The 23,786-nt window shown below is 74.9% G+C and carries 22 protein-coding genes and 1 pseudogene; 4 read left to right on the top strand and 19 right to left on the bottom strand.

Going from position 1 to position 23,786, the window contains the following annotated elements; all coding sequences use genetic code 11:
* Positions 1-121: 121 nt before the first annotated feature.
* The 4 genes from ABD363_RS24275 to ABD363_RS24290 form a co-directional block, all read right to left on the bottom strand.
* Positions 122-415 carry a TFIIB-type zinc ribbon-containing protein gene (locus ABD363_RS24275; protein WP_344607083.1) on the bottom strand — a complete coding sequence of 98 codons (294 nt, stop codon included), beginning with the start codon at positions 413-415 and terminating at the stop codon, positions 122-124.
* Positions 416-495: 80 nt separating this feature from the next.
* Positions 496-1,434 carry a phosphotransferase gene (locus tag ABD363_RS24280; RefSeq protein ID WP_344607085.1) on the bottom strand — a complete coding sequence of 313 codons (939 nt, stop codon included), beginning with the start codon at positions 1,432-1,434 and terminating at the stop codon, positions 496-498.
* Between the two features lie 306 nt (positions 1,435-1,740).
* Positions 1,741-1,950, bottom strand: a complete 210-nt coding sequence (locus ABD363_RS24285) for a hypothetical protein (RefSeq protein WP_344607086.1) — start codon at positions 1,948-1,950, stop codon at positions 1,741-1,743.
* 198 nt (positions 1,951-2,148) lie between these two features.
* Complete coding sequence (locus ABD363_RS24290; RefSeq protein WP_344607087.1) at positions 2,149-2,424, bottom strand: hypothetical protein; 276 nt, start codon at positions 2,422-2,424, stop codon at positions 2,149-2,151.
* Positions 2,425-2,619: 195 nt separating this feature from the next.
* Here ABD363_RS24290 and ABD363_RS24295 point away from each other — a divergent pair, with 195 nt between their 5' ends.
* The gene (locus ABD363_RS24295) at positions 2,620-4,134 is read left to right on the top strand and encodes a serine/threonine-protein kinase (protein ID WP_344607088.1); all 1,515 of its coding nucleotides are present in this window, start codon (positions 2,620-2,622) and stop codon (positions 4,132-4,134) included.
* Positions 4,135-4,311: 177 nt separating this feature from the next.
* Here the strand turns inward: ABD363_RS24295 and ABD363_RS24300 are convergent, their stop codons facing one another.
* From ABD363_RS24300 to ABD363_RS24340, 9 genes and pseudogenes are all read right to left on the bottom strand, one after another.
* On the bottom strand, positions 4,312-5,130 hold the full coding sequence (locus ABD363_RS24300) for a TrmH family RNA methyltransferase (protein ID WP_344607089.1): 819 nt from the start codon (positions 5,128-5,130) through the stop codon (positions 4,312-4,314).
* A 64-nt stretch (positions 5,131-5,194) separates the two neighbouring features.
* The gene (gene cobA / locus ABD363_RS24305; protein WP_344607091.1) at positions 5,195-6,427 is read right to left on the bottom strand and encodes a uroporphyrinogen-III C-methyltransferase; all 1,233 of its coding nucleotides are present in this window, start codon (positions 6,425-6,427) and stop codon (positions 5,195-5,197) included.
* Between the two features lie 146 nt (positions 6,428-6,573).
* Positions 6,574-10,344 (bottom strand): nicotinate-nucleotide--dimethylbenzimidazole phosphoribosyltransferase, encoded by a 3,771-nt coding sequence (cobT, locus tag ABD363_RS24310; protein WP_344607093.1) that lies wholly within the window; start codon positions 10,342-10,344, stop codon positions 6,574-6,576.
* A 365-nt stretch (positions 10,345-10,709) separates the two neighbouring features.
* The gene (cbiE, locus tag ABD363_RS24315) at positions 10,710-11,930 is read right to left on the bottom strand and encodes a precorrin-6y C5,15-methyltransferase (decarboxylating) subunit CbiE (protein WP_344607095.1); all 1,221 of its coding nucleotides are present in this window, start codon (positions 11,928-11,930) and stop codon (positions 10,710-10,712) included.
* A 115-nt stretch (positions 11,931-12,045) separates the two neighbouring features.
* On the bottom strand, positions 12,046-12,684 hold the full coding sequence (locus ABD363_RS24320) for a GNAT family N-acetyltransferase (protein ID WP_344607097.1): 639 nt from the start codon (positions 12,682-12,684) through the stop codon (positions 12,046-12,048).
* 134 nt (positions 12,685-12,818) lie between these two features.
* Positions 12,819-13,646, bottom strand: coding sequence for a MetQ/NlpA family ABC transporter substrate-binding protein (locus ABD363_RS24325; RefSeq protein WP_344607099.1), 828 nt, complete (start codon positions 13,644-13,646; stop codon positions 12,819-12,821).
* 112 nt (positions 13,647-13,758) lie between these two features.
* A complete protein-coding gene (locus tag ABD363_RS24330) occupies positions 13,759-14,496 on the bottom strand; it encodes a methionine ABC transporter permease (protein ID WP_344607101.1) in 738 nt (245 codons plus the stop codon).
* On the bottom strand, positions 14,493-15,530 hold the full coding sequence (locus ABD363_RS24335; protein ID WP_344607103.1) for a methionine ABC transporter ATP-binding protein: 1,038 nt from the start codon (positions 15,528-15,530) through the stop codon (positions 14,493-14,495). Before ABD363_RS24335 ends, ABD363_RS24330 begins: the two co-directional genes overlap by 4 nt.
* Positions 15,531-15,903: 373 nt before the next feature.
* Positions 15,904-16,132: pseudogene (locus tag ABD363_RS24340) on the bottom strand (HAD family hydrolase); the annotation flags it as partial.
* 142 nt (positions 16,133-16,274) lie between these two features.
* Here ABD363_RS24340 and ABD363_RS24345 point away from each other — a divergent pair.
* A complete protein-coding gene (locus tag ABD363_RS24345; RefSeq protein WP_344607105.1) occupies positions 16,275-16,634 on the top strand; it encodes a hypothetical protein in 360 nt (119 codons plus the stop codon).
* A 1-nt stretch (position 16,635) separates the two neighbouring features.
* Positions 16,636-17,067, top strand: coding sequence for a hypothetical protein (locus ABD363_RS24350; RefSeq protein ID WP_344607107.1), 432 nt, complete (start codon positions 16,636-16,638; stop codon positions 17,065-17,067).
* A 7-nt stretch (positions 17,068-17,074) separates the two neighbouring features.
* Here the strand turns inward: ABD363_RS24350 and ABD363_RS24355 are convergent, their stop codons facing one another.
* The 3 genes from ABD363_RS24355 to ABD363_RS24365 all read right to left on the bottom strand — a co-directional run bounded on the left by ABD363_RS24355 (position 17,075) and on the right by ABD363_RS24365 (position 19,375).
* The gene (locus tag ABD363_RS24355) at positions 17,075-17,572 is read right to left on the bottom strand and encodes a GNAT family N-acetyltransferase (RefSeq protein ID WP_344607109.1); all 498 of its coding nucleotides are present in this window, start codon (positions 17,570-17,572) and stop codon (positions 17,075-17,077) included.
* 45 nt (positions 17,573-17,617) lie between these two features.
* Positions 17,618-18,124: a sigma-70 family RNA polymerase sigma factor gene (locus ABD363_RS24360; protein WP_344607111.1), complete on the bottom strand. Its 507-nt coding sequence runs from the start codon at positions 18,122-18,124 to the stop codon at positions 17,618-17,620.
* 75 nt (positions 18,125-18,199) lie between these two features.
* Positions 18,200-19,375: a glycerophosphodiester phosphodiesterase gene (locus ABD363_RS24365; protein ID WP_344607113.1), complete on the bottom strand. Its 1,176-nt coding sequence runs from the start codon at positions 19,373-19,375 to the stop codon at positions 18,200-18,202.
* Between the two features lie 406 nt (positions 19,376-19,781).
* Here ABD363_RS24365 and ABD363_RS24370 point away from each other — a divergent pair, with 406 nt between their 5' ends.
* Positions 19,782-20,456: a lysophospholipid acyltransferase family protein gene (locus ABD363_RS24370; RefSeq protein WP_344607115.1), complete on the top strand. Its 675-nt coding sequence runs from the start codon at positions 19,782-19,784 to the stop codon at positions 20,454-20,456.
* Between the two features lie 92 nt (positions 20,457-20,548).
* Here the strand turns inward: ABD363_RS24370 and ABD363_RS24375 are convergent, their stop codons facing one another.
* From ABD363_RS24375 to ABD363_RS24385, 3 genes are all read right to left on the bottom strand, one after another.
* Positions 20,549-22,105 (bottom strand): MFS transporter, encoded by a 1,557-nt coding sequence (locus ABD363_RS24375; protein ID WP_344607117.1) that lies wholly within the window; start codon positions 22,103-22,105, stop codon positions 20,549-20,551.
* Positions 22,102-22,653, bottom strand: coding sequence for a TetR/AcrR family transcriptional regulator (locus tag ABD363_RS24380; protein WP_344607119.1), 552 nt, complete (start codon positions 22,651-22,653; stop codon positions 22,102-22,104). The genes ABD363_RS24375 and ABD363_RS24380 overlap by 4 nt, the downstream gene beginning before the upstream one ends.
* 83 nt (positions 22,654-22,736) lie before the next feature.
* On the bottom strand, positions 22,737-23,693 hold the full coding sequence (locus tag ABD363_RS24385; protein WP_344607121.1) for an aldo/keto reductase: 957 nt from the start codon (positions 23,691-23,693) through the stop codon (positions 22,737-22,739).
* Positions 23,694-23,786 lie beyond the last annotated feature (93 nt).

Consider the following 23,786-nt stretch of genomic DNA (forward strand, 5'->3'; position numbering starts at 1 on the left):
GAGAGCGCTTCCCTGACACGGAAGAGGTCACTGGTTCAATCCCAGTATCGTCCACATCACACCGGAGCCCCCGGCCGTGCGAGACGGCCGGGGGCTTCGTCGTCCGTGCGGCCCGGCCGGCTCAGCTGGAGAACAGCATGCGCCCGAAGCTCTTGCGGCCGTGGTGGCCGTGGTGGCCGCCGTGCGGGGCGCCCCAGGCAGGGGCCGGCGGCGCCGGGTAGGACTGCGGGGCCGGCGGCGCCGGGTAGGACTGCGGGGGCGGCGGGGCGGCCTGGGACCACTGGGCCTCCAGACGGGTCAGCGCCTCCAGTTCGCCGTAGTCGAGGAAGATCCCCCGGCAGCCGCTGCACTGCTCGATCTGGACACCGTTGCGGTTGTACGTGTGCATCGGGGCATGACACTTCGGACACTGCATGGTCGGTTCAACTCCTCGCCGGTCGGTCCTGCTTCGTGTACCGCCGGGACAGACTCTGTCCGGCCGCGGTCGGTTGCACCCTACTTTGCGAAGCTCGGGGTCAACTGCGGGGGGACGGTGCCCATTCGGTGGCAGGCGTCGACGACGGCCTGCTCGACCCCGTCCAGCGCGCGGCCGGCGGCGACCGCCTTGGTGATCGCCCGGGCGGCGGTCTGCACGGTCAGGGCGCGGGCGGGGACGTCGAGGGCGGGCCACGGGTCGCCGTCCGCGGGAACGGCCGGGCCGGCCGCCGCGCGGTAGGCCGCCAGGAAGCGGTGCCACGCGTCGGGCGGGAGCAGGCCGCAGGCGTACCAGGCCGCGGGCCGCGCGAGGTCCCAGGCGGGGACGCCGGTGCCGAGGTCGTCGACGTCGATCAGCAGCCAGGGCCCGTCCGGAGCCGGATGGCGCACGAGCTGACCGAGGTGGAAATCGCCGTGGCACAGGGTGGCGGTGTCCGGCAGGGGCGCCTCGGCGCGGGCCCAGGCGGGCAGGGCCGCCCAGGCCCGCAGGACGGAGGCGGTGCCGGGGTGCGGGCCGGCGGCCCGGAGGCGGGCGACGGCCCGGGCCGCCTCGGCGGGCCCGCGCATCGGGGGCAGGCCCGGCGGGACGGGGCTCCGGTGCAGGCGGGCGAGGAGGGTGGCGGCGGCCTCCCAGGGGGCGGCGCCGGGATCGTCCGGGTCGACCGGGCTGCCGTGGGGCCAGCACGTCACGAGCCTGCCGTGCAGGTCGGCCGGCGTCGGGTCGAGCGGGGGCAGGAGGATGCCGGGGAGGCGGGCGGCGACGGCGAGGCGGACGCCGAGTTCGCCGGGGTCGGTGCCGGCGGAGTGCGCCTTGGCGACGGTGTCCGCGTGCCGGGCGACGGTGGCGTCGGGCCGGTCGGCGAGGACGACGGTCGCTCCGCAGGCGCAGGCCGCCGTACGGGAGTGGGCCGCGGCCGTCGCATGGACGGTCAGCCCGGACAGGAGGGGGTTCGTGGTCACGGGACTCCCGGTCGTGCGGGTCGGTGCGGCGAGCGTACGCGAGGGGGCCCTGGCCGGCCGGAGCGGGGCCCGGACGAGGCCGCCGGCCCCGGCCCGTCCCCACGCGCCGCGACCCGCCGCCGGTCCTCCCCGCGCCGGGCGTCCTCGCCGCGAAAGCGGCGGACGGCTCGGGCGCACGACACGGCGATGCCGGCGCGGCTCCCCAGCCGCGCCGGCATCCGTGCCGTCCGCCGCACCCCCGTCCCCACGGGGTTTCATGGATGGATGTCCCCGCCCGGACCGCTCTTCCGGGCCTGGGGTCGCCGCTCAGCGCCCCAGCATCACACCCACGGACGACGCCTGTGTGGCCACTGTCTCCCACCCGTCGAAGACGAGGAGGAGCAGGACCGCCAGGGGAAGGGCCATCAGCGTCGCCACCGCGGGGTGGCGGCGGCCCTGGCGGCGGGAGCGGAACGAGGCGGTGTACGCCCTGCGCTCCTGCGTGCGGACCGGTGTCCGCAGTGCCGTGTGGGCCATGGCCCTCTCCTGACCGTTCGGTGTTGTCGTCGGCGGCGACGGGTGCCCGGCCTCGGGGGACGAGTGCCGCACCCGCCGCTCGACCTCGAATCTATGCGTCCGGCGGTCGCCCGGGCGTCATGCCCGCGTACCGATTGCCGGGCCTCCCGGAGGATGAGCCATGACCTGCCGCCTACTCCCCTGGGTGGAGAAGGCGGCTCACGTCTCGGGGTCTTCCCGGAGGGGACGACCGCTGTGCCCTGCTTTCTCCGAGCTGTCCTCGCGCGGAACGGGCTGCTCGACCAGGGCGAGGACCCGGTTCGCCATGAAGCGGGCCGTTCGTACGACTGTCCCGGAGCGGGTGACTTCGCTCACTTCCACCACGCCCCGGCGCACCGCCGTCTCCACCCGGCGGCCCGCCCTGCTCGCCACGACCTCGTAGGTGCGCGTCGTGTCGCCGGCGTCCACGACTATCTCCACACGATCACCCTTCACGGGTCCAATCCCCCTTCTGTGACCGCTGTTTGGGATCACAGGCGGCGTGCCGCCGGCCTGCTCGCGCGTTCCTCGACCACCTTCCAAGTCTCCCACCCGGCACTGACAATCGATCGGGGCGAGAGGGCGCGGCCTCTGCGCGCGGGCGGCCGTGGAAACGTAAGCTGTGGCTCGTCACAGGACCGGGCAGCGGGGATGAACATGGCGATGATGCGCCTGAGGCGCGAGGACCCGCGCGTCGTCGGCTCGTTCAGGCTTCACAGGCGGCTCGGCGCGGGCGGAATGGGCGTGGTCTACCTGGGCTCCGACAAGAAGGGGCAGCGGGTCGCGCTGAAGGTCATCCGGCCGGATCTGGCGGAGGACCAGGAGTTCCGCTCGCGGTTCGCCCGTGAGGTCTCGGCGGCGCGGCGGATCAGGGGCGGGTGCACCGCGCGGCTGGTGGCGGCCGACCTGGAGGCGGACCGGCCGTGGTTCGCGACGCAGTACGTACCCGGCCCCTCCCTGCACGACAAGGTCGTCGACGAGGGGCCGCTGAGCGCGGCGGAGGTCGCCGCCATCGGGGCCGCCCTGTCCGAGGGGCTGGTCGCCGTGCACGAGGCCGGGGTCGTGCACCGGGACCTGAAGCCGTCCAACATCCTGCTGTCCCCGAAGGGACCGCGGATCATCGACTTCGGCATCGCCTGGGCGACCGGCGCCTCGACGCTCACCCACGTGGGTACGGCGGTCGGCTCACCGGGCTTCCTCGCGCCGGAGCAGGTGCGCGGCGCGGCGGTCACGCCGGCCACGGACGTGTTCTCGCTCGGCGCCACCCTGGCGTACGCGTCCATGGGGGACTCGCCCTTCGGGCACGGCAGTTCCGAGGTGATGCTGTACCGCGTGGTGCACGAGGAGCCCCAGCTGCACGGCGTCCCGGACGCGCTGGCCCCGCTGATCCGGGCGTGCCTCGCGAAGGACCCCGACGAGCGGCCCAGCACGCTCCAACTGTCGCTGCGGCTGAAGGAGATCGCGGCCCGGGAGGCCCAGGGGCCGACCGACGCGCGGCCGCCCGCGCCACGGGCCGGGGAGGCGGACCGGCCCACCGGACGGCTCGCCGACACCTACCCGGACCGCGACCGGCGGCGTCCGCAGCAGGGGGCGCCGAGGACTCCCGCGCCGCGGGGCGGCGGCCCGGGACGCGGCAGCACTCCCGCGCGGGGCGTCACTCCGGCGCGCGGCAGCACTCCCGCGCGGGGTACCACTCCGGCGCGGGGCACCACTCCCGCGCGGGGCAGCGCTCCGGCACGGGGCGGGGTCCCGTCGCGGGGCGGCGGCTCCGCACGCGGTGCCGGTGCGCCGGCGCGGTCCGGGGCGCGGCCCACGCCGGCGTCCCGCGGCACCGGACGGAACACGACGCGGTCCGGCAGCGGCAGCCGTCCCGCGCCGCGCAGCGGTGCCGGGCGTCCGGCGCCCCGGACGACGGGGACGGGACTGCGGCCCGCCAACCCGCGGCTGCTGCGGCAGCGGCTGTTCGTGTTCGTCGTGGTGACACTGCTGGTGGCGCTGGGCATCGCGGCGGCACAGGGCTGTCAGGGGCCCGCGCGCGGACTGGACGGCGGCGGGAACGGCGTGCGGCAGGAGCAGGAGTACGAGCCCGTGCGGAAGGACGCCGGACCGCTGGCCGGAGGGTTCACGGCCGAGCGGCGCGCGTCGGCGTCCGGCCGGGTCGGCTAGAGCCCTTCCGGCGGACCTCCGTCAAGGGGGCGGCGTCCGGTGCGTGCCCCCGGCGTGCCCGTACCGGACCCGTCCGGACCCCCGGCCGGTGCGGCGGACGGGGACGCCTCCCCGCTCCGGCGGTGGCGAGGGAACGTGCCGGGTCCCGCGGCGGGGCGGACGCCGCCCGCCGGGGCGCTAGGTGCGGGGGCGGCCCGCCGTCACCGCGTAGAAGGCGACCGCGGCGGCGGCGCCCACGTTGAGGGAGTCCACGCCGTGGGACATGGGGATGCGGACCCATGCGTCGGCGGCGGCCAGGGCCTGCCGGGACAGGCCGGAGCCCTCGGCGCCGAGCATCAGGGCCACGCGTTCCATCCGGTGCGGGGCGGCCTCGTCGAGGGTCCGGGCCGTTCCGTCCGGAGTGAGCGCGAGCAGCGTGAAGCCCGCCTCGCGGACCGGCTCCAGGTCCTGGGGCCAGGCGTCCAGACGCGCGTACGGGACCGAGAAGACCGCGCCCATGGAGACCTTGACGCTGCGGCGGTAGAGGGGGTCGGCGCAGTCCGGGGAGAGCAGGACCGCGTCCATGCCGAGCGCGGCGGCGGAACGGAAGATCGCGCCGATGTTGGTGTGGTCGTTGACCGACTCCATGATCACGACCCGGCGGGCGGTCCGCAGCAGGCCGGCCGCCGTGGGCAGCGGCTTGCGCCGCATGGAGGCGAGCGCGCCGCGGTGCACGTGGTAGCCGGTGACCTGCTCGGCGAGTTCCGGGCTGACCACGTACACCGGGGCCGACAGCTCGTCGATGACGTCCCGCAGGGCGTCGATCCACTTGGCCGACAGCAGCATGGACCGCATCTCGTAGCCGGCTTGCCCGGCCCGGCGGATGACCTTCTCGCCCTCGGCGACGAACAGGCCCTCGGCCGGCTCGCGCCTGCGGCGCAGCTCGACGTCGGTCAGGCCCGTGTAGTCGTGCAGGCGCGGGTCGTCGGGGTCGTCGACGGTGATGAGATCGGCCACGGGTGATACTGCCTCGTCCTGGGTGGGGTGCCAACGGCTCGGAGCGGTGGGGGATCGCTCCCGGTCACTCCGGCTCGCGCGGGCCCACGGTGACGACCTCGCCGACGACGATGACCGCCGGGGGCCTGACCTCGTGCGTACGGACCGCCTCGGCGACGGTGGCGAGGGTGGCGTCCACGCGGCGCTGGGCGGCCGTGGTGCCCTCCTGGACGAGGGCGACCGGGGTGTCGGGGGACTTGCCGTGGGCGACGAGGGTCTCGGCGATCTTGCCGATCTTGTCGACGCCCATGAGGATCACCAGCGTCCCGGTCAGCCTGGCGAGGGCGGGCCAGTCGACCAGAGAACGCTCGTCGTCGGGGGCGACATGGCCGCTGACCACGGTGAACTCGTGGGCGACGCCCCGGTGGGTGACCGGGATGCCGGCGGCGCCCGGGACCGAGACGGAGCTGGAGACGCCGGGCACGACCGTGCAGGGGATGCCCGCCTCGGCGAGCGCCTGCAGCTCCTCCATGCCGCGGCCGAAGACGTACGGGTCGCCGCCCTTGAGCCGTACCACCGACTTGCCCTGCTTGGCGTGCTCGATCAGCGCGTTGTTGATGGCCTCCTGGGCCATGTAGCGGCCGTAGGGGATCTTCGCCGCGTCGATCACCTCGACGTGCGGCGGGAGTTCGGCGAGCAGGTCGCGGGGGCCGAGGCGGTCCGCGATGACGACGTCGGCCTCGGCGAGGAGACGGCGGCCGCGGACGGTGATCAGGTCCGGGTCGCCGGGGCCGCCGCCGACCAGGGCGACGCCCGGGGTGCGGGTGCGGTGGTGGGGCGCCACCAGGGTGCCGTCGCGCAGTCCCTCGACGACCGCGTCCCGGACGGCCGCGGTGTGGCGGGGGTCGCGGCCCTTGGCGTGGGTGGTGAGGACGGCGATCGTGACGCCCTCGCTGTGGCCGGTGGCCGGGGTCCAGGCGGTGGCGGCGTCGGCGTCGTCGGAGCGGACGCACCAGACGCGGTGGCGCTCGGCCTCGGCGGAGGCGGCGGCGTTGGCCTCCGGGTCGCTGGTGGCGATCAGGGCGTACCAGGCGTCGGCGAGGTCGCCGTCGGCGTACCGGCGCCTGGCCCAGGTGATCTCGCCCGCGTCCGCCATGGCCTCCACGGAGGGGGTCGCCTCGGGGGAGACCAGGAGGACGTCCGCGCCCGCCGCTATCAGGGCCGGGAGGCGGCGCTGGGCCACCTGGCCGCCGCCGAGGACGACCACGCGGCGGCCGGTGAGGCGGAGACCTACGGGGTAGGCGGGGTGTTCGGCCATGAGGGTGTGGCTCCTCGTAGGGGCGGCGTGCGGTGGGCGCTACGGCTCTGGAGCGGCCCTGACGTGCGGATTTTAAGAGTGGGTTCAGCGTACGGCGGGGGCGGGGTGGGGCGGTGCGCCGCCCCGCCCCCGCTCCTGGGTGCCCGCTACTTCTCGGTGACGCCCGCCGAGTCGAACGTCGCCACCTCGTGCATCGCGCGTGCCGTGCTCTGCACCAGCGGCAGGGCGAGCAGCGCGCCCGTGCCCTCGCCCAGGCGCAGGTCGAGGTCGACGAGCGGGCGCAGGCCCAGCTTGTTCAGCGCCGCCACGTGGCCGGGCTCGGCGCTGCGGTGGCCGGCGATGCAGGCCGCGAGGACCTCGGGGGCGATCGCGCGGGCGACCAGCGCGGCGGCGCCGGCGCTGACGCCGTCCAGGATCACCGGCGTGCGCAGGGAGGCGCCGCCGAGGAGCAGGCCGACCATGGCGGCGTGCTCGAAGCCGCCGACCGCGGCGAGGACGCCGAGGGGGTCGGCCGGGTCGGGCTGGTGCAGTTCGAGCGCGCGGCGGACGACGTCCGTCTTGCGGGCGAGGGTCTCGTCGTTGATGCCGGTGCCCCGGCCGGTCACCTCGGCCGGGTCCGCGCCCGTGAAGACGGAGATCAGAGCGGCGGACGCCGTCGTGTTGGCGATGCCCATCTCCCCCGTCAGCAGCGCCTTGTTGCCGGCCGCCACCAGGTCGCGGGCCGTCTCGATGCCGACCTCGACGGCCTTCTTGGCCTCCTCGCGGGTCATCGCGGGGCCGGCGGTCATGTCGGACGTACCGCCGCGGATCTTGCGGGGCAGCAGGCCGGGCGTGGCGGGGAGATCGGCGGCCACGCCGACGTCCACCACGCAGACCTCCGCGCCGACCTGGTTGGCGAAGGCGTTGCAGACCGCTCCCCCGCCCAGGAAGTTGGCGACCATCTGGCCGGTGACCTCCTGCGGCCAGGGGGTCACGCCCTGGGCGTGCACCCCGTGGTCGCCGGCGAAGATCGCCACGGCCGCGGGCTCGGGGACGGGCGGCGGGCACTGGCGGGACAGGCCGCAGAGCTGGGCGGAGATGATCTCCAGCATGCCGAGCGCGCCGGCCGGTTTCGTCATCCGCTTCTGCCGCTCCCACGCCTCGCCGAGCGCCTTGGCGTCCAGCGGGCGGATCTGCGCGACGGTCTCGGCGAGCAGGTCGTGCGGCTCCTCGCCGGGCAGGGCGCGGCGGCCGTACGTCTCCTCGTGCACCACCCAGGACAGCGGGCGGCGCTTGGACCAGCCGGCCTGCATCAGCTCGGGCTCGTCCGGGAACTCGTCGACGTACCCGACGCACAGGTAGGCGATGACCTCCAGGTGCTCGGGCAGGCCCAGCGCGCGGACCATCTCGCGCTCGTCGAAGAAGCTGACCCAGCCGACGCCCAGGCCCTCGGCCCGGGCGGCGAGCCAGAGGTTCTCCACGGCGAGCGCGGCGGAGTACGGCGCCATCTGGGGCTGGGTGTGGCGGCCCAGGGTGTGGCGGCCGCCGCGGGTCGGGTCGGCGGTGACGACGATGTTGACCGGGGTGTCGAGGATGGCCTCGATCTTCAGTTCCTTGAACTGCTTGGCGCGGCCCTTGGGCAGGGACCGCGCGTAGGCCTCGCGCTGGCGCATGGCCAGTTCGTGCATCGTGCGCCGGGTCTCGGCGGAGCGGATGACGACGAAGTCCCAGGGCTGCGAGTGGCCGACGGAGGGCGCGGTGTGCGCGGCCTCCAGGACGCGCAGCAGCACCTCGTGCGGGATGGGGTCGCTGCGGAAGCCGTTGCGGATGTCACGGCGCTCGCGCATGACCTTCAGGACGGCCTCGCGTTCGGCCTCGGCGTAGGGGGGCGCGGCCGGACCGGTGGACTGTCGTGCTTCTGCCACGGGGGCCGTGCTCTCTTCTTCCGGATCCTGCGGGTTCTGCTGGTCCTGCGGGCTGTGCCGGTCCTCCTGTCCGGCGGCCCGGGTCTCCAGGTCGTCGGCGTTCTGCGCGACGTCCGGGCCGGCCTCGTGGGGCGCGGGGACCGGGACGGCGCCGTCCGGCGCCTGCTGCTCCTCCGCCGACGGGGAGGGGACCTGTGCCGGGGCCGGCGCGAGGTGCGGGGCGGCCGGCACCGGGTCCTCGGCCGGCACGGACTCCCCCGGAGGCTGCTCCGGGAGAGTCGGGCCGCCGGGCAGGAGGGCGGTGACGTCGGGAGCGGTGTGCTCCGCGGGCGCGGGGACGGCCGGATCCGCGGGCGCGGAGGTGCCGGGTTCCGCGGCGTGGGGCTGCGGCTCGGCGGGGGCGGCGGGAGGGAAGGGGTCCGCCGGGAAGGGCGCCGCGGCGGGGTCCGGCACCGACTGGGGGCCCTGGGCGGGCTGGACGTCCGGGGCGGGCTGCGCCTCCTGGGCCGGCTGCGCGCCCTCGGGGGTCCCGGAGGGGTGCGCGGCCGGCGTGACGGCGGAGGGCGGAGCCTGCCCCGGGTCCTGGGCCGGCTGGGCGTCCGGGGCCGCCGGGGCGGCGGGAGCCTCGGACACGACGGCGCCGGAACCGTCCGCGGGCTGCGGCGCCCACGGCTCGGCGGGGGCCACCGGGAACGGCGCCGCCGCCCCGGGGATCTGGACGACAGGTGCCTCGGCGGGCTGGGCGGGCTCGGGAACGGGCACCTCGGCGGGCTCGTCGGCCGGGGGCTCGGGCGTGCCAGCGGCCTGCGCCTCCTCCGACGGCGCCGCCTCGGGGGCCTGGACGACGGGCGCCTCGGCGGGCTGGGCGGGCTCGGGAACGAGCACCTCGGCGGGCCCGCCGGCCGGGGGCTCGGGCGTGCCGGCGGCCTGCGCCTCCTCCGACGGCGCCGCCTCGGGGGCCTGGGCGTCCGCTTCCGCGGGTGCGGCCTCCGGGGCGGGGGCGGACTCCGGGAGCTGCCCGTCCTCGCCGGAGGCGGCCTCGGGGCGGGGTTCCGCGGGTGCGGCCTCCGGGGCGGGGGCGGGCTCGACGGCCTGCGCGGCGTCCGTACCGGGTACGGCCTCGCCGGCGTCGGGGGCGGGTCCCTGCGGGGCTTCCGGGGCGGGCGCGGCGGCGACCGGGGCGGTCTGCGCGCCGTCCGCCACGCCGCCGTCCGGCGTGCCCGTCCCGCCCTGCGGGGCCTGCGCGTCGTGCGCGTCGCCCTGCGGGACCCGTACGTCGTAGGCACCGTCCTGCGCGGCCTCCTCCGGCGGCGCGTCCACGGTCGCCACGGGCTGGACGCCCGTGCCGGCGTCGGCGGCGGCCTCGCCGGCCACCCGCGCCACCACGGCCTGCGCCGCGCCCGCCGGCTCGGCCGCCGGGTCCGGGGTTCCGGCGGTGTGCCCCGGTGCCGGGACAACCGTTTCGGCAGGCACCGCCGTCCCGGCACTCTGGCGGACGTGGGCCTGCGGCGCGGTCGGAGCGGTCGGCGCGCCCCAGGGCGCGCCCCCCTGCGGGGCCGCCTCCGGCGGGGCGTCGAGGTACTCGGGGCCGGTCGCCGGCGGCCCGGGCTGGCGTACCGGCGCGTGCGCGGGACCGCGGTCGGCGAGGGAGCGGACCGGGCTCGCGGAGGTGTCCGGGATCGGCGGACCGAGGTGCAGGGGCCGGCGCGGCGCGGCCGGCGGCGGCGTGGGGTCGGGCAGGCGGACGCCGCCGAGGTCGACCGAGCCGCTGTCGCGGCCGGACAGCTCGTGCGGGCCCGGCTCGTGCACGGCCTCGACGACCGGCTCCGGCGCGGGCGGCGGGACCTCGTTGCCCCAGGCGCCCTGGGCGCCCGGCAGCAGCAACAGGTCCTCGTCCTCGGCGGTGGTCTCGGAGAGGTAGGTGTACGCGCCGGGCGCGGGGACGCCCGGCTGCTCCACCGTGCCTGCGTTCTCCGGCAGCCCCTCGCCCGGGACCTGGCCGGTGTCGGTCATGCGTACCCCTCGCCCATCGGTTAGTGCTTCTACGACCAGCTCACCCGGAACGGCGCACCGACCGCCCCGCGGTGAACAACGAGCGTGCGTGCCCAGCGGCACGAACGACCCGCCGGAAAAGACGACAAAGCCATTGAGTGGCATTGTCGCGGCCGTTCCCCCGTCACGACAGCCTGATCCGCGGCGGTTCCGCTGTGGACTGCGCCACGTTGCGCGTCCTCCGGTTCCGCCGTACCACACCCGCCCCGGAGCGGGCGTGCCTTCCGGGCATCGACCGGCGAGGCGCCGGGCGTCCGAGTGCGGTACGACGATCGGCCAGCCTACCGCGCGCGGTACGACGATCGGAGCGCGGGGACGGTCCCGGGTCAGGGCGTGCGGCCGGGCAGCGCACCACTGAGCAGGAAGGCGACGCTCCGCTCCGTCTCCGCCCAGGTGCGGGTGTCGAGTCCGACGGACTGCAGCAGGGCGCACTCGACGACGTAGCCGTGCTCGGTGAGGTCGCGGCCGACGAGTTCGGCCGCGTCCCGGGTCGCCGCGTGCGTGACGATGCGCTGCGGGCGGCGGTCGGCGACCGCGGAGACCACCGCCGCTCCCCCGCCGCCGACGCGGACGACGTCCGGTTCGGGCAGGTCCTCCAGGACGTGCGGGGCGGTGCCGTGCACGACCTGGAGCTGCACGCCGAAGCGGCGGGCGGTGGTCTCGGTGCGGGCGCAGGCGTCCGGGTCGCGGTCGACGGCGATGACGGCGGCGCCGCCGCGGCCGGCCTCGGTGGCGAACGCGCCGCTGCCGCAGCCGATGTCCCACACCAGGTCCCCGGGCCGCGGCCCGAGCCGGGCGAGCTGGGCGGCGCGCAGCAGATCCGCCTCGCCCTCGCCGAGGCCGCCGCCGTACGCCTCGGCGGGCAGGGACCAGCCGCGGGGGCCCGCGGCCGGGTCGCGGCCGGCGATCCAGCCGCCGCGCTCGTCCGGGCCGCCGGTCCGGGCGGGACCGCCGATGACGATGACGACGTTCGGGTCGCGCCAGGTGTGGTCGGCGGCCTTGTCGGAGGTGACGACGGTGACCTGCTCGCGTTCGGTGCCGAGTTCCTCGCAGATGACGAAGGTGCGGTGCACCCCCTCCAGGAGCAGGCCGAGTTCGGCGGGCCCGGCGCCGGGTGAGGTGAGGACGGCGACCTTGGTGTGGGCGCGGCACACGTTCACCGCGCGGCGCAGGGTGCGGGGGTGGGCGACGACCACCTGGGCGTCGTCCCACGGCATGCCGGCCCGGGCGAAGGCGGCGGCGACGGAGGAGACGGCCGGGACGACCTCGACCTCCAGGCCGAACTCGGGGGCGCGCAGGGTGCGTACGACGCCGAAGAAGCCGGGGTCGCCGTCGGCGAGCACGACCGCCGTGCCGCGGTGGGCGGCGATGCGGCGGGCGGCGAGGGCGAGGCTGCCGAGGCGGACGCGCTCGGCGGCAGGCGGCACCTCGGGCAGCGCCAGGTGGTGGGCGGCGCCGGCCACCAGCGTGGCGGCGCCCAGGGCGGCGCGTGCCGCGGCGGTCAGCGGCGAACCGTCCCAGCCGATCACCGTGACCCGGTCGGCCATCGTCGTCAGTCTCCAGGGGTTTTCGCAGGTCGTCCGAGGAACACGCCCGTGGGCGGGCTCCGTGAGGGTACCCGGTGCGGTACCGGGGCGGGGTGGCGGTGCCGCCTCCGCGGGATCAGTTCCAGTCGGTGAAGGACGGGAAACCGCCGGTGTCGGCCGGCCGCTCCCCGGCGCCCTCGAGGTCCTCGGGCAGCAGGCTCCACACGATGTAGTCGGTGCGCACGTCGCTCCAGGTGCCGTCCGCGGCGCGGACGTGCGCTATGCAGGCGTTGCGCAGGACGCCCTCGCTGATGCAGCCGATCTTCTGGGCGACCTGCTGGGAGGCGGTGTTGTCGGCGGCGGTGCGCAGCTCGACGCGTTCGAACTTCTGGTCGTGGAAGAGCCACCGGGCGGTGGCGAGGGCCGCCTCGGCGGCGTAGCCCTCGCCGCGGGCCCAGGGGGCGATGATGTACGACAGTTCGGTGGACCGTACGTGCCAGTTCGCCTTGGTGAGCTGGATGACGCCGACCAGCCGCTGGGTGAGGAACTCGGCGACGGCGAGGTCCAGACCGCGTCCGGCGGCGCGTTCGGCGGGGGCGTACTCGGTGATCCAGGTGCGGGCGGCGTCCTCGGTGAAGGGCTGGGGGACGTCGGTCCAGGCCGCGACCTGCTCGTCGTTCATCATCTCGGCCAGGGCGGGCACGTCGTCCTCGTCGAGGGGACGCAGCACCAACCGCTCCGTGCTGATGGAGATGGTGGGGAAGGTGCTCGTCATGCGCCGCTCCGTAACCTTCGGACCTTCTGAACCGTCAGAACCTGCTGAGCTGCCCAGCATGCAGCATGGAGGCGGGCTGCCGCACCACGGGGTCCGCTCCCGTCCCGGGAGCGGACCCCGTGGTGCCGTGCGGGTCAGAAGGAGGCGATGACCGAGCCGGCGTACTTGTCCTCGATGAACTTCTTCACCTCGGCGGAGGTGAGCAGCTCGGCGAGCTTCTTCACGCGCGGGTCGTCCTCGTTGCCCTCCTTGACCGCGAGGAAGTTGCCGTAGGGGTTGTCCTTCGGGGACTCCAGGACGAGGGCGTCCTCCGCCGGCTCGAGGTCGGACTCGATGGCGTAGTTGCCGTTGATGACGGCGGCGTCGACGTCGTCGAGGGAGCGCGGGGTCTGGGCCGCCTCCAGCTCCTTGAACTTGAGGTTCTTGGGGTTCTTGACGATGTCGGAGGGGGTCGCCTCGTTGCCCACGCCGTCCTTGAGCGTGATGATCCCGTTGGCGTCGAGCAGCTTCAGCGCCCGCGCCTCGTTGACGGTGTCGTTCGGGACGGCGACGGTCGCACCGCTCTTGAGGTCGTCGGCCTTCTCGGCCTTGCGGGAGTACAGGCCGAGCGGCTCCAGGTGCACCGTGACGACGGGCACGATGTGGGTGCCGTTCTTCTTGTTGAAGTCGTCGAGGTACGGCTGGTTCTGGAAGTAGTTGGCGCCCACGGAGCCGTCCTCGGTCGCCGTGTTCGGCGTGACGTAGTCCGTGAACTCCTTGACCTCGAGGTCGAGGCCCGCCTTCTCGGCCAGGTTCTCCTTGACGTAGGTCAGGATCTCGGCGTGCGGGACGGGGCTCGCGGCGACGATCAGCGGGCCGGAGGTGTCGGAGGCGGCGTCGTCGCCCGAGCCGCAGGCGGTGAGCCCGAAGGCGAGGGCCCCGGCGGCGAGGACGGCAGTGGTGATCTTGGCGGTGTTACGCACGAAAAGTGCCTTTCCTTGTGGGTGGTGCGACCCCGTCGCGGGTGTACGGGGAGTCCGGGATGTGCGGGAGTCCGGGGTGCGCGGGAGTCCGGGAGGTCCTTCGCGGGCCCGCTCAGGCGGCCTTGCCGACGTCGCCCGCGGCCGGCTCCTTGGCCTTCAGCAGCCGCAGCCTGGGCGCGGGGCCGGAGCGGCCGCCGCGGCGGTGCAGGGAGCGGGCCGCGTAGTCGCCGGCGAACTGGATGAGGGAGATCACGACGGCGAGGACCGCGACGGTGACCCACATCAGGCCGGTCTCGAAGCGCTGGTAGCCGTAGCGGACGGCGAGGTCGCCGAGGCCGCCGCCGCCGACGGTGCCGGCCATGGCCGAGTAGCCGATGAGGGCGATGACCGTGGTGGTGGTGGAGGCGATGAGCGACGGCAGCGCCTCGGGGACCAGGACCTTGCGGACGATGGTCCAGGTGCTGCCGCCCATGGCCTGTACGGCCTCGACCAGGCCGTGGTCCACCTCGCGGACGGCCGTCTCGACGAGGCGGGCGAAGAAGGGGATGCCGCCGATGGCGAGCGGCACGATCGCGGCCTCGCTGCCGATGGTGGTGCCGGTGACCCAGCGGGTGAAGCTCATCAGCGCGACCATGAGGATGATGAACGGCATCGAGCGGCCGACGTTCACGACCTGTCCGATGACCTTGTTCACCACGGTGTTCTGCAGCAGGCCGCCCTTGTCGGTGAGGACGAGCAGGATGCCGAGGGGCAGGCCGCCGACGACGGCGATCAGGGTCGACCAGCCGACCATCACCAGCGTCTCGCGACACGCCTGTTCCAGCAGCGGCTGCATCTCGGACCAGGTCACTTGGCACCTTCCTTCACCAGCGGGGACTCGTCCCGGCCCACCACGTCGATCTGCAGGCCCTGTTCGCGCAGGAAGCCGACCGGCACGACGTTGTCCTCGTAGCGGCCGGGCAGTTCGATGCGCATCCGGCCGACCTGGAGGCCGCCGACGGTGTCGATGGCGGCACCGAGGATCGATATGTCGATGTTGTAGGTGCGGGCCAGCTGGGAGATGACGGGCCGGGTCGCGGCCTCTCCGTGGAAGGTGACGTCGAGGACGGTGCGGTCGTCGCCGGAGGCGTCGCCGCCCACCGGGAACAGCGCGGCGGCGAGCTGGGAGCCGGGGGTGGCGAGCAGCTCGCCGACGGTGCCGGACTCGACGATGCGGCCCTTCTCCATCAGGGCGGCCGAGTCGCAGACCGACTTCACGACGTCCATCTCGTGCGTGATGAGCAGGACGGTGAGGCCCAGCTGCCGGTTCAGGTCGCGCAGCAGCGTCAGGATGGAGCGGGTGGTCTCGGGGTCGAGGGCGCTGGTGGCCTCGTCGGACAGCAGCACCTTGGGGTCGCCGGCCAGGGCGCGGGCGATGCCGACGCGCTGCTTCTGGCCGCCGGAGAGCTGGGCGGGGTAGGCCTTGGCCTTGTCGGCCAGGCCCACCAGGTCGAGCAGTTCCAGGGCCTTGCGGGAACGTTCCCTCCCCGACTTTCCGAGGATCTCCAGCGGCAGTTCGACGTTGTCCTGCACGGTCCGCGAGGAGAGCAGGTTGAAGTGCTGGAAGACCATGCCGATACGGCTGCGCGCCCGCCGCAGCTCCCGGCCGGCGCGGGGGCCGCGGCCGGCGAGCGCCGTGAGGTCCTGGCCGGCGACGGTGACCGTGCCGGCGGTGGGACGCTCCAGGAGGTTGACGCAGCGGATGAGCGAGGACTTGCCGGCGCCGGACTGGCCGATGACGCCGTACACCTCGCCTTCGCGCACGTGCAGGTCGACGCCGTCGAGAGCGGTGACCTCACGGCCGCGTGAGCGGTAGACCTTGGTCAGGCCCGTGGTGGTGATCACTGGGGTTTCCGTCACTGTCGAGTGCGCGGGCGCGGATGGGCCCGGGCACGGCTGCATTCGGTCAGGGACGCGGCACGGTTCTCGCGGTGGCGGTGGAACCGGGGGAGAACATGTGCGCGGGGCGGCTGATGTCCCGTACGGCGGTGGCGCACGGGGCCACGGCGGCTCGCTTCGGGGCGCGAGCTCGGGGATGGTGCAGGGGCCCTCTAGAAGGCGCACATTCGACACGTACAACGAGCACCGGGCGTCGGGGTCGCCTCGGTCGCAGGGGTGCGGCAGCTCGTCGTGGTCATGCGCATCAGTAAAGCAGACATATGCTCCTGACCACGTCTCGCTGTCCGCATACTGGACAGCCGTGGAAGGTCCCGGACGCGCGCGGGGATTCCCGCCCCCCCCCGCCGGTGACCAGGACGGACAAGGCGGGCAGGTCCCGCACCACCAGGCCGGCGCCGAGCTCGTGGGCGGTGTGCGCTGTGGCCAACGCCACGGTGGTCGTGCCGGCGGCGCGGCCGGAGCGGTTTTCCGGCGGGGGCGTCCTCGAGGACGACGCGGCGGGCCGGGGCGGCGCCCGGTGCGCGGGCGGCGGGCAGACGGGGCTCGGGGGCGGCGGACGGGGCTCGGGGGCGGCGGACGGGGACCGGGAGTGAGGACGCGGCGACCGGGGGTGAGGGCGCGGGGACCGGCGGCCGGGGTGGGCGTGGGGTCTTTTGGGCCGTAATTCCGGGCCGTAATAGGGTCGCTGCCATGCATGATGCCCTGACGCTGGCGACCGGCGTCGCCGCGCTGCTGCTCGCCGCCTGGTGCGGCTGGGCCGCCTACCGTGACCAGCCCACGAAGGACTGGCACTTCATCGGCATGGCCGTGGTGACACTGCTGGCCCTGGCCCAGCTGGTGGTCGGGATCGTGCAGCTGGCGCGGGGCGAGCGGCCGGAGCAGGGCACGACGATCTTCGTGGCGTATCTGCTGGGGGCCTTCGCGTGCGTCCCGGCGGCGGGGTTCATGTCGCTGGCGGAGCGGACCCGGTGGGGTTCGGTGACGGTCGCGGCCGGCGGCGTGGTGCTGGCCGTGCTCGAAGTGCGGCTGTACGACATCTGGGGAGGCTGAGGTGGCGACGGCACAGCGAAAGCCCGCACGGACGCGGCTCATCGGCGGCCCCGGCCTGCTGCTGGTGTGGCTGTACGGCGTGATGGTCGTCGGCGCCGTGTCGCGGTCGGTGTACCAGATCGCGACCGAGTTCGACCGGGCGCCGCTGGCGTACACGCTGTCCGCGGTCGCGGGCGTGGTGTACGGCTTCATCACGTACACGCTGGTCCGGGGCGGCGAGACGGCCCGCAGGGCGGCGCTGGTGTGCTGCGCCGCCGAGCTGGTCGGGGTGCTCACCGTCGGCACGTGGACCCTGGTCGAGCCGTCCGCCTTCCCGGACGCGACCGTGTGGTCGGACTACGGGATGGGCTACCTCTTCATTCCGGTGCTGCTGCCGCTGTCGGCCGTCTACTGGCTGCGCAGGTCCCGCGGGCAGCAGCCGGAAGCCTCCTGAGGGGGGATCAGGCGGTGGCCGCGTAGTCGCCCGCCGCCTTCTCCAGGACGATCACCGGTACGCCGTCGGGGCCCTCGGAGGTGCCCACCGCCTGGTAGCCGACCCGGCGGTACAGGCGCAGGCCGCCCTCGCCGCGGTGGCCCGTGTGCAGGCGGAAGCGGGTGGCGCCGCGCTCCTGGGCGAGGGCCGACTCGGCCGCCCGCAGGAGCCGGGCGCCGATGCCGTGGCCCTGGAGGCGGGGGTGGACGCAGAGCTTGCCGATGGAGGCGGCGCCGTCCTCGGTCACCCGGCCGCGCACCGATCCGACCACCTCGTCGCCGAGCCGCGCCACGAAGACGCAGTCCTCGGCGACCTCCCGGCGGACCGAGTCGAGGGTCTGGACGAGCGGGTCGATGCGGTAGTTGCCGTACAGCGCCGCCTCGCTCTGGAAGCAGAGGTACTGCAGCCGGAAGATCTGTTCCGCGTCCTGCTCGGTCGCCGCCGAGATGGTCACGCTCATGCCCATGTGCGCATGCCTCCCGCTCACCTGATCGCCTGTCGTCCCCCACTCCTATCCCCGCCCCCGGCGGGCCGCAACCTCCGATGTGAGCAATCGCCGCAGACATCCCAGACATCTGGAACGTTCCGGCCCGAGACTGCCCTGTGAGATACCCAACTCCCCCGCGATCTCCCGGTAGGTCGGGTCCCTCGGCGACAGCAGGGCCTCCACCAGGCGCGGGCAGCGGCCGGGCAGCCGGCGCACGGCCTCCCGCAGGGCCCGGCGGCGGGCGGCGGCGAGGGCGAGCTGTTCGGGATCGCGCCCGGCCTCGTCGGCGGGCTCGGCCCCGTACGGCAGTTCGCGCCGGGTCGTACGGCGGGCGCGGCGGGCCTCGGCGCGCACGGCGCCGCGCAGCCAGCGGTGGGGGTCGGCGGGCGGGCCGTGGGTGCCGAGGCGCTCCAGGAGGCGGAGCCAGACCGCCTGTTCCAGATCGCCGGGCTCGGCCCCCGAGGCGTACGCCTCGGCGCAGGCCTCGGCCCTGAGCAGCGGGCGCAGGGAGGTGACCAGGTCGTGCGTCATGTGCGAAGCGACGCGGCCGCCCGGGCGGCGGGTTGCCCGGACGGCCGGAGGTCACCTCGACGGGGGCGGGACGGCTCAGCCGTTGACGAAGTCGGCCCGGGCCAGCAGGCCGGTGTCGGGCTGGTCGGTGAAGATGCCGTCGATGCCGGTCGCGAAGTACGCCCGGTAGGCGCCGAACACGTCGCCGTAGGCGTCGGCGCCGGTGCCCCGGCGGAAGTCCGCGGGCAGGAACGGGTTCTCGTTGCGCAGGGTGTAGGGGTGCAGGATCAGGCCCACCTTGTGCGCGTCGGCGACCAGGCCGGTCGGCTCGGTGAGGTTGCCGGCGCCGTCCCGCGGGATGATCAGGTCGAGGGTCGGGCCGATGCCCTGCGCGTAGGAGGCGATCTCCCTGAGGCCGGCCGGCTTGACCAGGTCGGCGACCGTGCGCGGGTCACCGGTCTCGACGAAGTCCCAGGGGCGGGTGCCGGCGCCGGACAGCAGCACCACGAGCGGGTTGTCGACCAGCTTGTTCAGGCGCTGGATGCTGGTCGGCTCGAAGGACTGCAGGATGACCGGCGAGTTCCACCTGTCCCGGCGGTGGGCGCGCAGCAGCTTGGCGACCCGCTCCTCCAGGCCGAGGCCGAGCTTGCGGAAGTAGGTGGGGTGCTTGAGCTCGGGGTAGATCCAGACCTGCTTGCCGCGCTTGCGGGTCTGCTCGTCCTGCCAGCGCAGCACCTCCTCGAAGGTAGGGATCTCCCAGCGACCGTCGTAGAGGGTGTTGTGCGGGCGGTTGGCGGGGATGCGCTCGGTCGCGCGGAGCGTCTTGAGCTCGGCGAGCGTGAAGTCCTCGGTGAACCAGCCGGTGGTGGGGACCCCGTCGAGGACCTTGGTGGTCCTGCGGTCGGCGAACTCGGGGTGGTCGGCGACGTCCGTGGTGCCGCCGATCTCGGGCTCGTGGCGGCACACGAGGTGGCCGTCCCTGGTGGGGACCAGGTCGCCGGCCTCGACGATGTCGGCGCCCATGTCGAGGGCGAGCTGGTACGCGCCGAGGGTGTGCTCCGGCCGGTAGCCGCTGGCACCGCGGTGGCCGATGATCGTCGGCACCGGCAGGCCCTTCACCCCGCGGCCGTCCTGCCGGGCGCCGGCCGCCCGGGCCGTGCCGGACAGGCCGAGGACGGCGCCGCCCGTGCCGAGCACCGCGGCGCCGAGCAGCGCCCGTCGCCCGGTTACGCCCGGCTGGCCGTCCGGCTCGTGTGTGTGCTGGGTTCCCATGGGTGTCTCCCGCCGTCGCTCGTCACGTGCGCGCCGATCGTAGGGGCGTGTTCATGACCTGCGGGAGACCTTCCGCGGAACGCGCGGATGACGCCGGATGGCGCGCGGAGGACCGCGCGCCATCCGGCCCGCGGGCATTCACCGGGCCGGACGGGGCAGCCGTCCGGTGTGGCTCCCGGGCGACGTCCGTCACATCGAGGCGGCCGCATCACGGACCGTCAACAGCGTGTCACCGCAGGTGAACGCGGGTCAACAGCGTGTAAGACCTCGATGAACCCCTCGCGTCCGACGTGCGCCGGCCCCGTGGCCGCGAGTAATGTCCTCACCTGCGCAGACTGATCCTTCCCGGGTCCGTCCCGCACCGCTCGTACCGAAATCCTCGGCACTCTCTGACACGGAGGGCACGTTGTCCCGCTTCGCGCTCATCAAGGCAGTGCTCGGTCCGATCATGCGCCTGATGTTCCGCCCACGGGTGGAGGGCGCGGAGCACATCCCGGGCGACGGCCCGGTGATCCTGGCCGGCAACCATCTGACGTTCATCGACTCGATCGTGCTTCCGCTGGTCACCAAGCGGCAGGTGTTCTTCATCGGCAAGGACGAGTACGTCACCGGCACGGGCCTCAAGGGCCGGCTGATGGCCTGGTTCTTCACCGGCGTCGGCATGATCCCCGTGGACCGGGACGGCGCGAGCGGCGGGGTGGCGGCGCTGATGACCGGACGCCGGGTGCTGGAGGAGGGGAAGATGTTCGGCATCTACCCGGAGGGCACCCGCTCCCCCGACGGCCGCCTCTACCGGGGCCGCACCGGCATCGCCCGGCTCACGCTGATGACCGGCGCGCCCGTGGTGCCGTTCGCGATGATCGGCACCGACAAGCTCCAGCCGGGCGGGCGGGGCATCCCGCGGCCCGGCCGGGTCACGGTCCGCTTCGGCGAGGCGATGGAGTTCTCGCGCTACGAGGGCATGGACCGCGACCGCTACGTGCTGCGGGCGGTGACCGACTCCGTGATGGCGGAGGTCATGCGGCTGTCCGGACAGGAGTACGTGGACATGTACGCCACGAAGGCGAAGAAGGCCGCGTAAGTCCTGGTTCTCCCACGGCGGGCCGCTCCTCGGGCGGCCCGCCGTTCGCGTGTCCCGCGCCGGGGCCCTCCCGCCGTCCCGGGCCGGCGGCGTCACTCCCGCGCCACGTCCCGGGGGCGCTCGGCCCCGTCCTCCAGGCGCTGCCCGCGCAGCAGGAACCAGGCCGCCACGGCCGCGGCCAGCAGGACCGCCGCGCCGACGCCCGCCGCGAGCGCCAGCCCGTCGACGAAGGACTGCCGGGCCGCGTCCAGCAGTGCGGCGGAGGTGTGCGCGGGCAGGCCCGCGGCCGCCTCGACGGCGCCGCCCAGCGACTCGCGCGCCTCGGCGGGGGTGCCCGCCGGTCCGGTGAAGTCCCGGTAGACGCCGGTCACGAGGGAGCCGAGCAGCGCGATGCCGAGGGCCGCGCCGAGTTCGTACGCCGTCTCGGACACCGCGGAGGCGGCGCCCGCCCGCTCCCCGGGCACGCTGGTGAGGATCACGTCGGCGGTCACGGTGAACGAGAACCCGGCGCCGACGCCGACGACCAGCAGGGCCGTGCCCAGCAGCGGATAGCCGGTGGAGCGGTCGACGACGGTGAGCGCGGCGAGCGCGAGGCCGACGGCCGCGAGCCCGCCGCAGACCACGGCCCGCACCGAGAAGCGGCGCGCCGCGCGCCCGGCGACCAGTCCGGCCGCCACCGCGCCGACGGCGGCGGGCAGTTCGGCCAGCCCCGCCTCGAACGGCCGCCTGCCCTGCACCAGTTGCAGGTACTGGGAGAGGAAGAACACCAGCCCGGACAGGCCGAGGACGGTCAGCAGGTCGGCCAGTACGGCCCCGCTGAAGCCGCGGCGCGCGAACAGCCGCAGGTCCAGCAGCGGGACGGGCAGGGCGAGCTGGCGCCGGACGAAGCCGAGGAGGGCGGCGGCGCCCAGCAGGCCCGTCCCGAGCGCCTCCCGGGCGAACCCGTGGGCGGCCGTCTCCTTCACCGCGTACACGACGCCGACCGTGCCGGCCAGGGACAGCACCACGCTGAGCAGGTCCCACGGGCCGGGGTCCGGGTTGCGCGACTCGGGCAGCAGCCTGCTGCCGACGAGGACCAGGAGGGCCATCACGGGCAGGTTGATCAGGAAGACCGAGCCCCACCAGAAGTGCTCCAGCAGCAGACCGCCGGCGACCGGGCCGACGGCCGTGCCGGCGGAGGCGGCGGCGCCCCAGACGCCGACGGCGAGACTGCGCTCGCGCGGATCGTGGAAGAGGTTGCGGATCAGCGCGAGCGTGGCCGGCATCAGCGTGGCGCCCGCGACGCCGAGCAGCGCCCGCGCCGCGATCATCAGCTCGGGTGTCGCGGCATAGGCGTTGAGGACGGACACCGCGCCGAAGGCGGTGGCGCCGGCGAGCAGGATCCGCTTGCGGCCGACGCGGTCGCCGAGGCTGCCCATCGAGATGAGCAGGCCCGCGATCACGAACGAGTAGACGTCGCCGATCCACAGCAGCTGCGTGCCGGTCGGTGCCAGGTCCTCGCTGATGTACGGGGTCGCGAGGCCGAGGACGGTCGCGTCGACGGCGACCAGCAGCACGGCGAGCACGAGGACGGCCAGCGCGAGCCACCGGCCCGGCCGCTTCGTCTCAGCCGGATGCGCCGGATGCGCCGGCCGCAGGGTGCCGGTCATGATTCCGCTCGCCGCAGCGCGCCGCCGAGCAGCAGCTCGACGATCATGTGGGTGAAGTCCCTGGGCGCGACGCGTCCCTCCGACACGGCCCAGGCCGCGGAGGCCAGCAGCCCGTACAGGGCCTCGGTGAGCCAGGCCGGGGACAGGTCGATGCGGAACTCGCCGGCCTGCTGACCGCGCCGGAACAGCGCCTCGACGCGGTCGTCGATGCGGGCCCAGCCCGCGTTGCGGTCCTCGCCCTCGAACAGCTGGTTCTCGGTGTAGAGGAAGGCGAGCAGTCCGGCGGCCGGTTCGACGGCGCGCACCAGGCGCCGTACGGCACCGGTGGCGTCCCCCTCCTCCGGGCGGGCCGCGTCGAGGGCCGCCTCGCACTCGGCGATGCCGAGGGACTCCAGGGCCCGTACGAGCGCGTCGCGCCCGGCGAAGTGCCGGTGCAGCGTGGCCCGGCTGATCCCGGCGGCCTTGGCGACCTCGTCCATGGTCGCGGTGGATTTGCGGGTCAGCAGGGACGCCGCGGTGCGCAGCACGTGGTCACGATCGACAGCCATGAGACGACCATAAGCCATTTGAGACATTCATGTCTCATTCGCAATGCGTGTGACTCACTGCCCGGGGGTTCGCGAGGTCGTCGTCAGTGCCAGGGCAGCTGTCCGCGCCGGGCCCAGTAGGCGCGCGGGTCCTCCGCGAGGGCGTCGAGGCGGGCCAGCTGGTCCTCGTCGAGGTCCGCGGCGGCGGCGCGCAGGTTGGACGCGAGCTGCCCGGTGGTCGCCGCCCCGGAGAGGACCACTCCGGCCCACGGCCGGCGCAGCACGAAGGCGAGGGCGACCGCGTCGCAGCCGAGGGAGGCCCGCGCGGCCACCGCCCGGAGGGCGTCCGGCGCGTGGGGGCCGGCGAGGCGCCCGTTGGCCATGCCCTCCTTGACGATCACCGTGAGCCCGGCGTCGTGCGCCTCGGCGAGGGCGGGGGCGGCGGAGGTCTCCAGCAGGTTGAAGGTGGACTGGACCGTGCGGAAGAGGGGCTCGCCGTCGACGGTCACGGCGAGGGCGGCGCGGACGGCGTCGGCCTGGGCGGGGCCGCTGGTGGAGAAGCCGATGGTCACTCCGGCCGCCGCCGCCTCGGCCAGCCGTTCGTGGAGGCGCTCGTCGGTGAGGGCCGGGCTGTCCGGGGTCACCGAGTGGATCTGGTAGAGGTCGAGCCGGTCGCCGAGCAGGGCGTCGGTCTCGGCGCGCTGCCGCTCGTACGTGGCGAGGCCGTGGTCCTTGACCTCGTGGTGCTCGGCCTCGGTGGACCAGTCCGCGGTGTAGGTGTAGCCCCACTTGCTGCCGACGACCACGTCGCCGGCGTCGGGCCGGGCCTTCAGCCAGTCGGCGAGGAACTCCTCCGAGCGCCCGTAGGAGCGGGCCGCGTCGACGTAGCGGACGCCCTGGGCGTAGGCGGCGTCGAGGAGTTCGTGGGTGCGGGCGCGCATCGCGTCGACGGTGCGCTCGGCCGGGAGGTCCCGCTCGCGGCCGAGGTTGATGTAGCCGGGGCGGCCGACGGCGGCGAGGCCCAGGCCGATGCGGAACGTCGGGATCGTTGCTGGGGCCATGGGGGTCTCTCCTGCTCGGGTGGAGCCGGGAGCGCGGGACGGGCGAAGGGCGTCGCGGGCTCCGTCCGGCCGGCTCCGTGTGTGCGACCACCG

The organism is Streptomyces glaucus (genome assembly GCF_039533365.1).
GTDB classification, from domain to species: Bacteria; Actinomycetota; Actinomycetes; order Streptomycetales; family Streptomycetaceae; genus Streptomyces; species Streptomyces glaucus.